Annotated in this window: 15 protein-coding genes; 1 reads left to right on the top strand and 14 read right to left on the bottom strand. The window is 33.1% G+C overall.

The features are described from left to right. Positions 1–50: 50 nt before the first annotated feature. From Q0822_RS05990 to pdxA, 9 genes are all read right to left on the bottom strand, one after another. A complete protein-coding gene (locus Q0822_RS05990) occupies positions 51–500 on the bottom strand; it encodes a 3-oxoacyl-ACP synthase (RefSeq protein ID WP_299121433.1) in 450 nt (149 codons plus the stop codon). Further along, a complete protein-coding gene (locus tag Q0822_RS05985; RefSeq protein WP_299121430.1) occupies positions 500–1,612 on the bottom strand; it encodes an FAD-dependent oxidoreductase in 1,113 nt (370 codons plus the stop codon). Before Q0822_RS05985 ends, Q0822_RS05990 begins: the two co-directional genes overlap by 1 nt. Before the next feature lie 52 nt (positions 1,613–1,664). After that, positions 1,665–4,358, bottom strand: coding sequence for a reprolysin-like metallopeptidase (locus Q0822_RS05980; RefSeq protein ID WP_299121426.1), 2,694 nt, complete (start codon positions 4,356–4,358; stop codon positions 1,665–1,667). Between the two features lie 133 nt (positions 4,359–4,491). Beyond that, positions 4,492–5,844 (bottom strand): acetyl-CoA carboxylase biotin carboxylase subunit, encoded by a 1,353-nt coding sequence (accC, locus tag Q0822_RS05975; protein ID WP_299121422.1) that lies wholly within the window; start codon positions 5,842–5,844, stop codon positions 4,492–4,494. 75 nt (positions 5,845–5,919) lie between these two features. Next, positions 5,920–6,396, bottom strand: coding sequence for an acetyl-CoA carboxylase biotin carboxyl carrier protein (gene accB, locus Q0822_RS05970; protein WP_299121417.1), 477 nt, complete (start codon positions 6,394–6,396; stop codon positions 5,920–5,922). Between the two features lie 32 nt (positions 6,397–6,428). Beyond that, positions 6,429–7,424 (bottom strand): beta-ketoacyl-ACP synthase III, encoded by a 996-nt coding sequence (locus tag Q0822_RS05965; protein ID WP_299121412.1) that lies wholly within the window; start codon positions 7,422–7,424, stop codon positions 6,429–6,431. Between the two features lie 178 nt (positions 7,425–7,602). After that, positions 7,603–7,806 carry a 50S ribosomal protein L32 gene (gene rpmF, locus Q0822_RS05960; protein ID WP_299121409.1) on the bottom strand — a complete coding sequence of 68 codons (204 nt, stop codon included), beginning with the start codon at positions 7,804–7,806 and terminating at the stop codon, positions 7,603–7,605. Positions 7,807–7,814: 8 nt separating this feature from the next. After that, a complete protein-coding gene (locus tag Q0822_RS05955) occupies positions 7,815–8,354 on the bottom strand; it encodes a DUF177 domain-containing protein (protein ID WP_299121408.1) in 540 nt (179 codons plus the stop codon). A gap of 79 nt (positions 8,355–8,433) precedes the next feature. Continuing rightward, entirely contained in the window at positions 8,434–9,474 is a 1,041-nt protein-coding gene (gene pdxA / locus Q0822_RS05950; protein WP_299121407.1) for a 4-hydroxythreonine-4-phosphate dehydrogenase PdxA, read from the bottom strand. 98 nt (positions 9,475–9,572) lie between these two features. On the opposite strand from pdxA, the gene Q0822_RS05945 reads away from it, so the two are divergent. Then, a complete protein-coding gene (locus Q0822_RS05945) occupies positions 9,573–10,163 on the top strand; it encodes a riboflavin synthase (RefSeq protein ID WP_299121404.1) in 591 nt (196 codons plus the stop codon). On the opposite strand, the gene Q0822_RS05940 is transcribed toward Q0822_RS05945, so the two are convergent. The 5 genes from Q0822_RS05940 to Q0822_RS05920 all read right to left on the bottom strand — a co-directional run bounded on the left by Q0822_RS05940 (position 10,160) and on the right by Q0822_RS05920 (position 12,923). Beyond that, on the bottom strand, positions 10,160–10,345 hold the full coding sequence (locus Q0822_RS05940; protein WP_299121401.1) for a hypothetical protein: 186 nt from the start codon (positions 10,343–10,345) through the stop codon (positions 10,160–10,162). The genes Q0822_RS05945 and Q0822_RS05940 overlap by 4 nt on opposite strands. Positions 10,346–11,163: 818 nt before the next feature. Beyond that, a complete protein-coding gene (locus tag Q0822_RS05935; RefSeq protein WP_299121400.1) occupies positions 11,164–11,427 on the bottom strand; it encodes a hypothetical protein in 264 nt (87 codons plus the stop codon). A 56-nt stretch (positions 11,428–11,483) separates the two neighbouring features. Then, positions 11,484–11,774, bottom strand: a complete 291-nt coding sequence (locus Q0822_RS05930) for a hypothetical protein (protein ID WP_299121397.1) — start codon at positions 11,772–11,774, stop codon at positions 11,484–11,486. A 106-nt stretch (positions 11,775–11,880) separates the two neighbouring features. After that, positions 11,881–12,405, bottom strand: coding sequence for a GNAT family protein (locus Q0822_RS05925; RefSeq protein ID WP_299121394.1), 525 nt, complete (start codon positions 12,403–12,405; stop codon positions 11,881–11,883). Beyond that, positions 12,405–12,923 carry an ASCH domain-containing protein gene (locus Q0822_RS05920; protein ID WP_299121392.1) on the bottom strand — a complete coding sequence of 173 codons (519 nt, stop codon included), beginning with the start codon at positions 12,921–12,923 and terminating at the stop codon, positions 12,405–12,407. Before Q0822_RS05920 ends, Q0822_RS05925 begins: the two co-directional genes overlap by 1 nt. Positions 12,924–13,018 lie beyond the last annotated feature (95 nt).

Genomic DNA, 13,018 nt, shown 5'->3' with positions numbered 1-13,018 from the left:
TAATAAAAACGACAATCTGTTTAAAATTGAAGTCTTAGTTCTTAGAGTTTTTATAATACATCTATTATTGTAAATGTTTGTGCTCTAAAACTAATTTCATCTCCAACTGATTTAGAAATTAATAATTTACCCATTGGAGTAGCAACAGATATGCCGTAGAAAGATTCATTCTTCAGCTTAATTTCTCCAACACTTACACTAATAAAATAGTTTGAGCCTGTTGTTTTAACTACACTCCCTAAAGCTATAGTGTTATGTTTCATTTTTACATCTATCTTTTGAAGTGTCTCGCTTAATTTTTGAAGTTCTGCTAATTGATTTCCTGCCTTTTCGCGTTCGAGCTGAAGCATTGCTCTACCTGTTTCGTGTTTGTCACCAGCACTACTTTTAGTTTCAGATTGGAGATTGTTTTGAATATCAGCAATGGTTTTTTGAACGACTCTTAATCTCTCGTTTAGAAGACTTTCGCAGCGATTATATAATTGTTGTTTTACGCTCATTATAATAAATCTGCCAATTCTTTACCAACCAAGCTGCCAATTGCGACTCCCATTCCGCCTAAGCGCACTCCACAAAATACATTATTTGATAACTGTTTTACTATGGCTTTTTTCTGTGTTCCAACTCCCATTATTCCACTCCATCGATGGTCTATCTCAAAATCGATATTTGGTAAAATTGTTGTTTTTAGAAGTTCCTCAAGTTTGTTTTGAATGATTTCAGTTTCGCCAAAATTTAAAGTTTCTTCGGTTATAAAATCTAAGTTTCTCCCTCCACCAAATAAAACTCTATTATCAATGTTTCTGAAATAATAATATCCTTTGTCTAAATGAAAAGTGCCTTTTATGTGTAACCCATCAATTGGTTTTGTAATTAAAACCTGGGCTCTAGCGGGTTTAACTTGTGGAATATTTAATTCTTTTGCAAATCCATTTGTAGCAATTAAAACCTTGTGACTTGTAAATTCAAATTGATTTGTTTGAATTTTTACTGTGTTTGAATTTTCAGAAAATGATTCAACAAAAGTATTGTTCAATATTTTTATCCCTAAGGAATAAACCTTAAGCAGTAATGCCTCTATCATTTTCCCAGTATCGATTTGTCCTTCAAATTGATTGAAACTATATTTAGGTTTTATACTATTAAAATTGAATTTGTTTTCTACAAAAGAGAATACATCTTCTTTAAAAATGGGTTGTAGCAACCCATTAACTTCTTCTTGCTTCTCGTTACAAGATTCATAAAGTTCAGTATCTGAGTCTGTAAACAATTCGTAACCACCTAGATTTTGATAATCAACCGCTTTATCACCTAGATTTTCTCTTAAAAGTTGCAAACCATTTATTCGTTTGTTTACAAGCTCTAAAACTTCTTTCTTAGAATGATTTTTAAGATCTTCAATTATTTCACTAAGGCTACCAAAACAGGCAAAACCTGCGTTTTTTGTGCTAGCCCCTTGAGGAAGTGTTCCTTTTTCAAGAATTAAGATTTTGGCTTCGGGAAATCGACTCTTTAAATAAAGGGCACAGTTAAGGCCAACAATACCACTACCTATAATGGTATAGTCTACATTAGATAACCAACTCTTTATTTCCCAATACGATAGATTCATAGTATAAAAAAAGCTCCTAAAATTAGGAGCTTTTAAAATATAAATTAAATTTTTAATCCACTATAATTTTCTTAGTCACTTTTTGTGAGCCATCTGCTATAGTTAATAAATATACTCCTGATTGTGCATTATTAAGTTTAATAACTTGGTCGAATCGGCTTACACTACTGAATACATTTGTAAAAATAGCTCTCCCTCTAATATCGTAAACTTCGATCGTAATAGCTTCTCCAGAAGTTGGATTAAAAACAATATTAAATTCGCCATTATTTGGGTTTGGATAAATACTCAACTTATCTAATTCGTTCTCAGCAATGGATAATCCTGCTGGCACACAAAATTCTACTGACCAATTATTTAAAGTACCTATATCACCATTATAATTATCTACTAGAGCAATCGTCCAATCACCGTTCATTTCTAAACCATTAAAGGCACTTAAAGCGTTCTCTGGAGCATATGATCCCGTGGTAGGAGACGCACAGCTTATTGCTGGTAATCCATCCTCTAACGTAACATCAATATTTCCAAAAGCCGTACTATTACATGTTCTATTCCAAACGTTTACAAAATCTGTACCGTTAGGATGTTGTAGCTGAACCACTAAATCACCTATGTAAGTATGAGTGATATTTAATGATATTTTCATACTAGAAATAGGGCCAGAATCTGAAACATTGATTGTACTAAAAACAACGGTTCCTGGTTGATTTGGACTTGGACCATCAGGTATGGCAAGACCAACAGCTCCAGAAGGAAACTCATTACAAACAACTGATCCAATTTGAAACTCTGTGGAGTTTACATTAAAGAAGATATTATTATCCCCTTCAACCATAATTCTGCAATTCGTGCCTGCAACATTATTTGGCACTGTGAAACTATGAGACCCATCATTTGGTGTACTAGATGCTAATACTGTGTCAAAATTTATACCTCCGTCGGTTGACAGTAAAATATTCACATTTGTAGCATTTACGCCATTAGCATTTGTACCTGCAACATTCCATGTTACAGTTTGTGTTGATCCATTATCCCAACTTATTCCACCTGTATTTTGAGAAGTCACTATAAATGGACCAGCGTCAGTAGTTACAGTTGCTGTCATTTGATCGACATCTGTTTGTCCTCCAGTTGCGTCGTTATCTCTTACAGTTAGACTATAATTAATTGCTCTATCTACTGTTGCCAATTTTTCCCAAGTTGTTGAAACGCCTCCATTGCTTAAAACATCAGGAAGTCTTGGTACATATCTAACTGGATCATTAGTTCCTTTATATGTTCTTGTCAATGGTCCTGTTGTATTGGTCTCTAATGGCGATCCAGCAGGTCCTAAATCATATTGCTCCCAAGTGTAAGTCAATGACGCTAATCCGTCTGGATCTGTAGAGGCTCCACCATCTAATTTGTAAGGGGTTCCCTGAGGTATTGTATAGTCAGAACCTGCATTGGCATTTGGTTCATTATTTCCTGTTGCTGTTGTATTTACTGGGCAAACGAAAGAGCTTGTAATATGAGTCCATATTAAGTCTAAACTTTTTTGATGAAAATAATCATCACTATTGTTTTGCACATTGTCTGAACCACAGATACCAGCATAAGCCATAATAGTGCTTCCACTCCCAGGCTCATAAGCCGAAGAAGCCGTTCTATTACCTCCTGAGCAACTTCCTACATTACCATTAAATGTGTGCGTTGACCCAAATTGATGACCCAACTCATGAGCCACAAAATCTACGTCAAATGAATCGCCGGCAGGCTGTGGTGAACCCGTTATTCCCCTTGCTTTATTTGAATTATTACAAGAAGAGCCTAAAGCAGCTAAGCCACCACCACCAGTACTGAAGGTATGGCCAATATCATAGTTTGCAGAGCCTATTTCAGCATCAATAACACTTTGGCTTTGATTAATTAATTGTGAGGCACTATCATTGTTAAATGGGTCTGTTGTACCATCTAAGTATATAATGTCAGCATTATTAGCAATCATGGTCATTGTCATAGATAACTCTCTTTCATATATACCATTAACTCTTGTCATTGTTGTAACCATAGCCGCCATTGCTCCAGCGACAGTCCCTCCATGAAACGTAGCATATTCACCTGTACATGCTATCGCTATTCGATAGTCTCTTAGTGTGCCATCATCTGCATTTTTTGCTATGTTAATACTGTCAGATGTTTTATTCAGTAGTTCTGGTTCATCAATAACACCACATTCAAAATCAAAATTTCTAGCTTCTAAATTTTTCTTTGCGTAAACTGTATAGATATTTCCTTCTGTTGTGAAAGGGTCTATAAATTGTGTGCCTTTTGAAGTACCCAATAACATAACGTTAAGACCTTTTGGCGTTATGCTAAATCTGATAGTCTCAGAAGGATTATCAATACCTTGACCTGCATAAGATTTCATGTTGGGAAATTGTGACTCAAGTTCTGGTGCCATTACAGAAGCTTCAAAAACTTTATATCGATTTAATTTGCCATCAGAATTAGGAAAAGAAATTACTGTATTTCCTGTATTTTTTCTATTCCCAACATTTATTAAAGAATTCTTTAATTGTTTAACATCTAGTTGATAAAACTTCTCTGTTGCTAGGATAATTTTTCTTGAAATCTGTTCGGCTTTTTGGGCTTTAGCCTCACTAACACTAATCCACAATTCATTTGAATTTTGTGCATGAGTAAATAGGGAGCAAAAACAAATAGCAGTAACTGCCATTATTTTAAAGTAGTTCTGGTTCATAACATATTTTTTAACCCCTAAAGTTAGTTGTATTTATTCTATTATCAAAAAAAGCAGCTGTCTCTTTAGAATCATAGAGTGAATCTGAAGCTCAAATAAAAAGCCCAAGCTGATCAGCTTGGGCTTTTTTGTTTTAATCTTCTGTCTCTTCTTGTATTTCAAAGTCTTCCATAAATTTAGTGGTATAATTACCAGCTAAATAATCTGGATGATCCATTAATTGCCTGTGAAAAGGAATGGTCGTTTTTATACCCTCTATCACAAACTCGTCTAATGCGCGTTTCATTTTGTTAATTGCCTCTTCTCTTGTTTGAGCTGTGGTGATTAACTTCGCAATCATTGAGTCATAATTTGGTGGAATACTATAACCCGCATAAACATGTGTATCTAAACGCACACCATGACCACCAGGAGCATGTAAAGTTGTGATTTTACCTGGTGATGGCCTAAAGTCATTAAACGGATCTTCAGCATTTATTCTACATTCTATAGAATGCAAATTTGGTGTGTAGTTTTTACCAGAAATTGGTACTCCTGCTGCAACTAAAATTTGTTCACGAATCAAATCGAAATCTATAACTTGCTCAGTAATTGGATGCTCCACCTGAATACGTGTATTCATTTCCATGAAATAGAATTTTCGATGTTTATCAACTAAAAATTCTACCGTTCCAGCACCTTCATATTTAATATATTCGGCAGCTTTAACAGCGGCTTTACCCATTTGATTTCTCAATTTATCTGTCATAAATGGAGAAGGGACTTCTTCTGTCAATTTTTGATGACGTCTTTGTATTGAACAATCTCTTTCTGACAAATGACATGCTTTTCCTCGAGAATCTCCAACAATTTGTATTTCGATATGACGCGGCTCTTCAATAAGTTTCTCCATGTACATGTCATCATTTCCAAATGCTGCTTTAGATTCTGCTCGCGCAGATTCCCAAGCGTTCTGAAGGTCTTCTGGTTTCCAAACCGCGCGCATTCCTTTTCCACCGCCACCTGCTGAAGCCTTTAGCATAACCGGATAGCCCGTCTCTTTAGCTAATTTTTTACACTCTTCAAAAGATGTTATAACGCCTTCACTTCCTGGCACACAAGGTACACCTGCCGCTTTCATAGTTGCTTTGGCATTAGCTTTGTCACCCATTCTCTCAATCATCTCTTCAGATGCTCCGATAAATTTAATACCGTGCTCTTCACATATTTTAGAGAATTTTGCGTTCTCAGACAAAAACCCGTAACCTGGATGAATTGCATCAGCATTGGTAATCTCTGCTGCGGCAATAATATTAGATATTTTAAGATAAGATTCGCTACTTGGAGGTGGGCCTATACAAACGGCTTCGTCAGCAAACTTAACGTGTAGGCTTTCTGCATCTGCAGTTGAATATACCGCTACAGTTTTTATACCCATTTCTTTACAGGTTCTAATAACACGAAGTGCTATTTCACCTCTATTGGCAATTAGTATTTTTTTAAACATAACTTTTAGATATTTAAAATTTCAAATTCCAAATTCCAACAACTTGGGAATTATACTTTGGAATTTTAAATCTGGTTATGATGGATCTACCAAGAATAATGGTTGATCAAACTCTACTGGTGACGAATCGTCAACAAGTACTTTGACAATTTTACCAGAAACCTCTGATTCAATCTCGTTGAAAAGTTTCATGGCCTCAATAACACAAAGTACATCTCCTTCTTTAATTTCAGTTCCTACTTCAACAAAAACAGGTTTATCTGGAGATGGCTTACGATAAAACGTACCAATAATTGGTGATTTTATTGTGATATATTTTGAATCTTCACTTGCTGCTGGTGCTGACGTTTCTGCTACTGGTGCAGCTGGTTGAACTGGAGCTTGTTGTTGAATAACTGGTGCCGCCTGCATTGGTACTTGCTGTACTATTGTGGTGTCGCTTTCTGAACCCGTTCTAATGGTAATTTTAACGTCATCCATTTCTAACTTAACTTCACTTGCACCAGATTTGGCCACAAATTTTATTAAGTTCTGAATTTCTTTTAAATCCATAATATTAAGTTGTTTTTTAGTTAGTTTTTTTGTTAGGAATTATAAGCCCATTTAAAATAAATTGAGCCCCAAGTAAATCCACCACCAAAGGCAGCAAATATTATATTGTCACCTTTTTTAAGCTGTGATTCGTAATCATATAGTAATAATGGTAAAGTCGCTGATGTAGTATTGCCATACTTCTGTATGTTCATCATTACTTTTTCTTCTTCCAAATTAATTCTATTGGCAGTTGCATCAATAATACGCTTATTTGCTTGGTGAGCTGCCAACCAAGAAACATCATCGTTTGTTAGGTTGTTTCTTTTAAGAATTTTTTCAGCAACATCTGCCATATTAAAAACAGCATTTTTAAATACTGTTTTACCATCTTGGAAAACATAGTGTTTACCTTCATTAAAAGTTTCGGCTGTAATAGGATATGATGAGCCACCATAAGTGGCCTGAAGAAATTCTCTTCCTTCACCATTACTTCTTAGTAATTCATCCTGCAAACCTAAACCTTCTTCATTAGGCTCAAAAAGTACAGCACCAGCACCATCTCCAAAAATGATACATGTTGCTCTGTCTTTATAATTTATAAATGATGAATTTTTATCAGCTCCTATTAAAAGAATTTTTTTATAACGACCAGACTCTATATATGCTGCCGCAGTTGACATCCCGTAAAGAAAGCTAGAACATGCTGCTTCTAGATCAAATGAAAACGCATTTACAGCACCTATTTGTGTCGCTGTATAAGCTGCAGTTGCTGCAGCTTTCATGTCTGGAGTTGCTGTACAAACAATAACTAATTCAATCTCTTTGGGATCTAATCCTTTTTTCTGAATTAAATCTTCTGCTGCTTTTATGGCTAAAAAAGAGGTTCCTTTTCCTTCTTCTTTTAAAATTCTACGTTCTTTGATTCCAGTTCGTGAAGTTATCCATTCGTCGTTGGTATCTACCATAGTTTCTAAAATCTTATTAGATAATACAAAGTCTGGAACATAGCCTCCTACAGCTGTTATTGCCGCTGTGATTTTACTCATTATTAGCTTTTATATTAATTAAAAGTATAGAAAATTGATAAAAACTAATGAGTTTTGCTCAATTTTCGTCGTTTTTTGGCAAATAATTATGCAAATTAAGTGGTTTTTGTGCGATTCAGGAAATTATAACAAAAAAAACGCTCACAAGTGAGCGTTTTATTATATGCATGCATAATACTTATGCTATATTTTCTTCTTCAAGTGAGTTGTCAATTAAAACCTGTCCTCTGTAGTAAAGTTTCCCTTCGTGCCAATGCGCTCTGTGGTATAAATGTGGCTCACCTGTTGTAGGGCAAGTTGCTATTTGAGGTACAGAAGCTTTGTAATGTGTTCTTCTTTTATCTCTTCTTGTTTTTGATATTTTACGCTTTGGATGTGCCATTTTAAATGTTATTTATCCGTTAATAGTTTTTTTAAATTATTCCAACGAGGATCAATCTCCTCTGATGATTTTGTCTTTTTGTCCTCTCCAGGACTTAGTTCTTCTAATTTTGAAAGTATTTCTGATTGCAATGAACCGTCTTCAATACCAGGATGAATTCGTTTTATTGGAACGGCCAGTACAATGAGTTCATATATATATTGTGCTATATTAATTTCGTACTCACCATGTGGTAGAATTAATATATCTTCATTGTCATCATTGTACTCATTACCAAACTTAACAACTAATTTATATTCGTCATTAATTACTTGGTCAAAAGGTTCGTTCGTTAAATCACAATTAATGTTTACTGAACCGACAGCCGAAAAATACAACTCTAATAAAGTCGCCTTTTTTTCGAACTTAAGGTCAATATTAACATTAACTGAATTAAACTCATCGTATTCAAAATGTTGAAAGAACGTATTATCAATTTGATAATCAAAATGATGCTCTCCGACTTTTAATCCTACAAAAGGAATTATATAATCTTTAAGTGCCTTCATTACCACATTCATTTTGAGCGTGCAAATATATAAATTTTTCCTTATTTAACAGCCAGATATCAACAATTTTTGTTTATAACTATCTACTGGCTTTTTTTAATGGGTTTTTATTGTACTGACTATACTCCGCCCTATTTCTAAAAATTTGAATGGCAGTGTTTATAGCATGTTTCATTGAGCTTTCGTTAGCAGTACCTTTTCCTGCAATTTCATACGCTGTCCCATGGTCTGGTGACGTTCTTACTTTCTCCAAACCTGCTGTATAATTAACTCCTTGTCCAAATGCAATAGTTTTGAAAGGAATTAAACCTTGGTCATGATAAGATGCAATTATGGCATCGAATTTCTTGTAAGTGTTTGAACCAAAAAAACTATCTGCAGAATAAGGCCCATAAATTAGACTTCCATCGGATTTTAATTTTTCTAATGTTGGCTTTAGAATAGTATCATCTTCATTACCAATAACCCCATTATCACCTGCGTGAGGGTTTATTGCTAATACAGCTACTTTGGGTTTTCTAATACCAAAATCTTGCTTTAGTGACTTAATAACAGTTCCTACCTTCTCTATAATTAACTCTTCAGTAATTGAACTACTCGCATCTTTAAGCGGAACATGATCTGTTAAAAGTCCTACTCGAAGTTCTTCAGAGACCATAAACATTAAACTTTTTCCGTTTAACGCTTTGGCTAAATAATCTGTATGGCCAGGAAAATTAAATTTTTCTGATTGTATGCTGTGTTTGTTAATAGGTGCTGTAACTAACACATCTATTAATCCTTCTTTCAAAGCTTTTGTTGCCGATTCGAGTGATTTTATAGCGTATTCCCCTATTTTACTATCTTCATTACCAAAATCAATTTTTACTGGTTCCCCCCAAACATTAACAACATTAACTTTACCGTGCACTATTTTTTCTGGAGTATCAATATTAAAAAAATTGATTTTACTCTGAAAATGGTTTTTGAAAAATTGCATAACCTTTCCTGAAGCAAAAACAACAGGTGTGTTCAACTCTAAAGACCTTGGGTCTTCATAGGTTTTGATAATAATTTCTGGACCTATTCCATTAAGATCTCCAACAGATATTCCGACAATGACCTTTTCTTCTTTTTTCATACTTAAACCTTATCCTATTTTTTTATCAAAAATGACAAATCAGTTATATTATGTATTTAACTTTGCAATTACAAATTTAACCAAATAAAGCACAATTTATGTTTACTGGCATTATTGAAGACTTAGGAATTATAAAAAATATTGTAAAAGATGGAGGGAATATTCATATTTCTGTTAGTACAAATATCACTAACGAACTTAAAATAGATCAGAGTGTGGCACACAATGGAGTCTGTTTAACCGTAGTAAGTATAGACGGGGAAATTTATACTGTTACTGCCATACAGGAAACATTAGATAAAACAAACCTAGGGTTGCTGTCCAAAAATGATTCTGTAAATATAGAACGTGCTATGAAACTTGGAGATCGTTTAGATGGTCATATTGTCCAAGGACATGTAGACCAAACAGCAAAGTGTATTAATATTTTGGAAGAAAATGGGAGTTGGGTTTATACTTTTGAATACGATAAAAATCTAAATAATATTACTATCGAAAAAGGTTCTATTACTATAAACGGAGTGAGCCTAACAGTTGTCAATTCAAAAACAAATAGTTTTTCTGTAGCTATAATACCATACACTTATAACCACACAACTTTTAAAAACTTGAAAGTTGGAGATTCTGTAAATCTAGAGTTTGATGTTATTGGGAAATATGTAAAACGACTTAATGATCTAAGATATTAAGCTACTTTTTTTGAAATTTTATTGCTTTTGTAGATGCCAAAAACTAAAGCAATAAAAAATAAAGCAACAATACCACCATCGATAGGAAGTCCTGGAGGTGGAGGCGGCATTGGCGGAGGAGGTGTAGCTCCCTGAGCCATAGATGCGAAACCTGCAAAAAAAAGTGCGATTGAGGCTAACATATTTTTCTTCAGTATTCTATAATTAAGGTGTAAATGTATAAAAAAAAATGACCCAACAAAATTAAATAGAGTAAAAAACATCTTTAAAAGGTAAATTTTATCGACAAAGCGCTGAAAATGCAGTAACAACAGGGAAGATTCTTACAATTTAGCTCTAATGCTTAACATAAATATAATATTAATTCAATTCTAAGGGCATTTCAAACGTCCAAAACCTAAAATAAACGTTTAAGGTTCAGTACTTTTAAAATTAATTGAGATTTAAACTCTACTTCGTAAACAGTATTAAAAACAAAAACCGCCCTAAGCTATTGAAGCGGCTCAATTTTGTGGTCCCACTTGGAATACTCTTGATTACAGTAATAAAGAGTATTACGAAATTTTCAATTCCGATTGAGTTAGTAATTCCAAAACTTGATTGTTTACCACATTCAGCTTCTTTCTTATAAATTCATTTTGCAATTCAGGAAATAAGTCGAAATTAAAATTTCATTCTAGTTAGTATCCATTTTTTTTAACAGTAAGATATGCCTTAACTATAATGAAAGCATTTAATAACCAAAAGGCTCTAAAAAAACCAAATACTAACAGAATATCCAAATAATGTTTTCGGTTCTATTTCTCCAAGACATCCAATAAAAATTATAAGAGATAATATTGCTCCGATGAAAAAAAAGTTTTTTTATTCATATCTTTTAATTCAATGTTGTTTTTTTAGTTAGCTGCTCAATGGATACCAACGTTTCCGTATATGAAAAGTGTGACCGAAAATACGTGATAACTCTTCAGGTAAACATAATCCAAAGTTTTAAGTTTTATTAGTTATTTTCTTTTCTGGAATTTAGTTCTGTTTTAATTTTCTTCATATTGATAAATTGTGAAGGAAGAATCCCGCTACAAGAAATTGCAACAGCTATTAATGCAATAAATGTCGCGTTGTTTTCTTTAGTTACTAATCCATAAACTGAGACAATCAATAGCATAGTCAAAACCCCAATCAATGCTCCAGTTATGATTTTAATTCCTTTTAATTGACCCTCGAGTTTTTCAGTTGTTTTATTATCTATATCATTGTTTTTCATTTCTATTTGCTTTATTTAGTTTGTAGCTAATGTGTTTCTTTAGTTTATTGATTGTTTTAGCAATTAATTTTAAGTATGAAGGAACCAACCAGAGGAAATTCCTTAGGAATTCCTAGGTAGACAAGTAGTATGGAAAAATATTCCTTTTTATTTTTTCGTTGTTCAATAGTACTTGATATGTGTTTTTTGAAATTTTCAGAACCATTTGCTCCTCCCAAATTATATTTCCATAATTTATGTTCATTGATTGAAAAATCAAGCAAATCATCGAAGTGATAACTTTCTAAAGGACTTAATCTTACAAATTCATTTTTCAATTTGCAGCTTTCCCTAAAGTTAATATTCATGTCAATATTTTTTATATCCCAACAAGTACTTCTGCTTCGAATAATATTAATCAACTCTTAACTTTAAAATAAACAACTTGCTATGATATATATTTACAATGTAAATTTAATTACTCCATTCACTTTTTAAAATAGAATAAAAATCAACGTTTATTCTTTCTCCGTTCTTAATTTCACATTCTCTCATCGTTCCTTCATACTTAAAATTAATTTTCTCTAAAGCACTTTTACATTTTGTGTTTTCACTTACAACATATCCTTCTATTCTATTCAAATTTAGCTCAGTAAAACCTTGTTCAAATAGTTGTGGCATTACTTCTTTTAAAATGCCTTTCCCCCAATATTCTTTTAGTAGCCATAAGCCAATTTCAGCTTTTTGGTTGTTTTTGTCTAAACCATTAAAACCTCCAGCACCACAAAATTGATTATCTTTTTTATCATAAATTCCCCACCAAATTCCAATACCTTCTTTTTTTAAGTTCCGATACCACTTCATTTGTTCTTCTGTTTCCTCTAATGTAGAAAAATGAACATCATAATATTTTGTTATTTCAGGATTGGATAGTCCCTTATGAATATTATGTATATCTGACTGTTCTATTTCTTTTAGTATGTAGTTACTTGTATTCATTATTTTAAATATATAGTCTTGAAGTATTCACAAACAATAGTCATATTTTCATCAAAATCATCTCCATGAGATTCCATTTCTCTTTTATAATAAGCTTCATGAACTTTTTTCCAGTAGTCTAAAGATTTGTCTCCCTCCCCTTCCGTTTCAGCAAACTCAGCTGTGATTTTATTATAAGATACGTTTTCAATTTTGGTGGTTTCAATGACCGCTTTTGCATTTCCATTCCAATCAGTTACAATATACTGGTCTCCTACTTTAGGAAGTAGTTCATTGTTTTTTTCGTACCACCATAAGGATGTCGCTGTTGCTCTTTTAACTCCTTTAACAACCAATTCAGCACATTCATCAGCATCTTTTTGATTATCACAAAAATAAAATGATAGAGGTGTGTTTTTTATTTTGTTATCTGGGTTATTTTTTAAAAAATCATTCCACAAACGCTCTACTGAACTATGATTATACTCTACTGTTTCCATATGATTCGTTTCAGATTTACAGTTTAATAGAATTATCATAAAAACTAAATTAATTAGTGTTAGTCGTCGTATTTTAATGTTACTTTTTTCCATGAGTACTATCTTGGAACTTGATAATTTATTTTATTCTCATG

Origin of the sequence: uncultured Winogradskyella sp., from assembly GCF_947496485.1 — a bacterium.
Lineage (GTDB): Bacteria > Bacteroidota > Bacteroidia > Flavobacteriales > Flavobacteriaceae > Winogradskyella.
Note: the sequence above shows the minus strand (reverse complement) of the source record. Positions and strands in the feature narration are given on the sequence as shown.

What these genes read in the sequence shown, in the direction of transcription:
- Q0822_RS05985 (WP_299121430.1), bottom strand. Translation starts at nt 1,612, where the DNA reads ATGAATCTATCGTATTGGGAAATAAAGAGTTGGTTATCTAATGTAGAC.
- Q0822_RS05955 (WP_299121408.1), bottom strand. Translation starts at nt 8,354, where the DNA reads ATGAAGGCACTTAAAGATTATATAATTCCTTTTGTAGGATTAAAAGTC.
- Q0822_RS05935 (WP_299121400.1), bottom strand. Translation starts at nt 11,427, where the DNA reads ATGAAAAACAATGATATAGATAATAAAACAACTGAAAAACTCGAGGGT.
- Q0822_RS05990 (WP_299121433.1), bottom strand. Translation starts at nt 500, where the DNA reads ATGAGCGTAAAACAACAATTATATAATCGCTGCGAAAGTCTTCTAAAC.
- pdxA (WP_299121407.1), bottom strand. Translation starts at nt 9,474, where the DNA reads ATGAAAAAAGAAGAAAAGGTCATTGTCGGAATATCTGTTGGAGATCTT.
- Q0822_RS05980 (WP_299121426.1), bottom strand. Translation starts at nt 4,358, where the DNA reads ATGAACCAGAACTACTTTAAAATAATGGCAGTTACTGCTATTTGTTTT.
- Q0822_RS05930 (WP_299121397.1), bottom strand. Translation starts at nt 11,774, where the DNA reads ATGAATATTAACTTTAGGGAAAGCTGCAAATTGAAAAATGAATTTGTA.
- accB (WP_299121417.1), bottom strand. Translation starts at nt 6,396, where the DNA reads ATGGATTTAAAAGAAATTCAGAACTTAATAAAATTTGTGGCCAAATCT.
- rpmF (WP_299121409.1), bottom strand. Translation starts at nt 7,806, where the DNA reads ATGGCACATCCAAAGCGTAAAATATCAAAAACAAGAAGAGATAAAAGA.
- Q0822_RS05925 (WP_299121394.1), bottom strand. Translation starts at nt 12,405, where the DNA reads ATGAATACAAGTAACTACATACTAAAAGAAATAGAACAGTCAGATATA.
- Q0822_RS05920 (WP_299121392.1), bottom strand. Translation starts at nt 12,923, where the DNA reads ATGATAATTCTATTAAACTGTAAATCTGAAACGAATCATATGGAAACA.
- Q0822_RS05940 (WP_299121401.1), bottom strand. Translation starts at nt 10,345, where the DNA reads ATGTTAGCCTCAATCGCACTTTTTTTTGCAGGTTTCGCATCTATGGCT.
- Q0822_RS05945 (WP_299121404.1), top strand. Translation starts at nt 9,573, where the DNA reads ATGTTTACTGGCATTATTGAAGACTTAGGAATTATAAAAAATATTGTA.
- accC (WP_299121422.1), bottom strand. Translation starts at nt 5,844, where the DNA reads ATGTTTAAAAAAATACTAATTGCCAATAGAGGTGAAATAGCACTTCGT.
- Q0822_RS05965 (WP_299121412.1), bottom strand. Translation starts at nt 7,424, where the DNA reads ATGAGTAAAATCACAGCGGCAATAACAGCTGTAGGAGGCTATGTTCCA.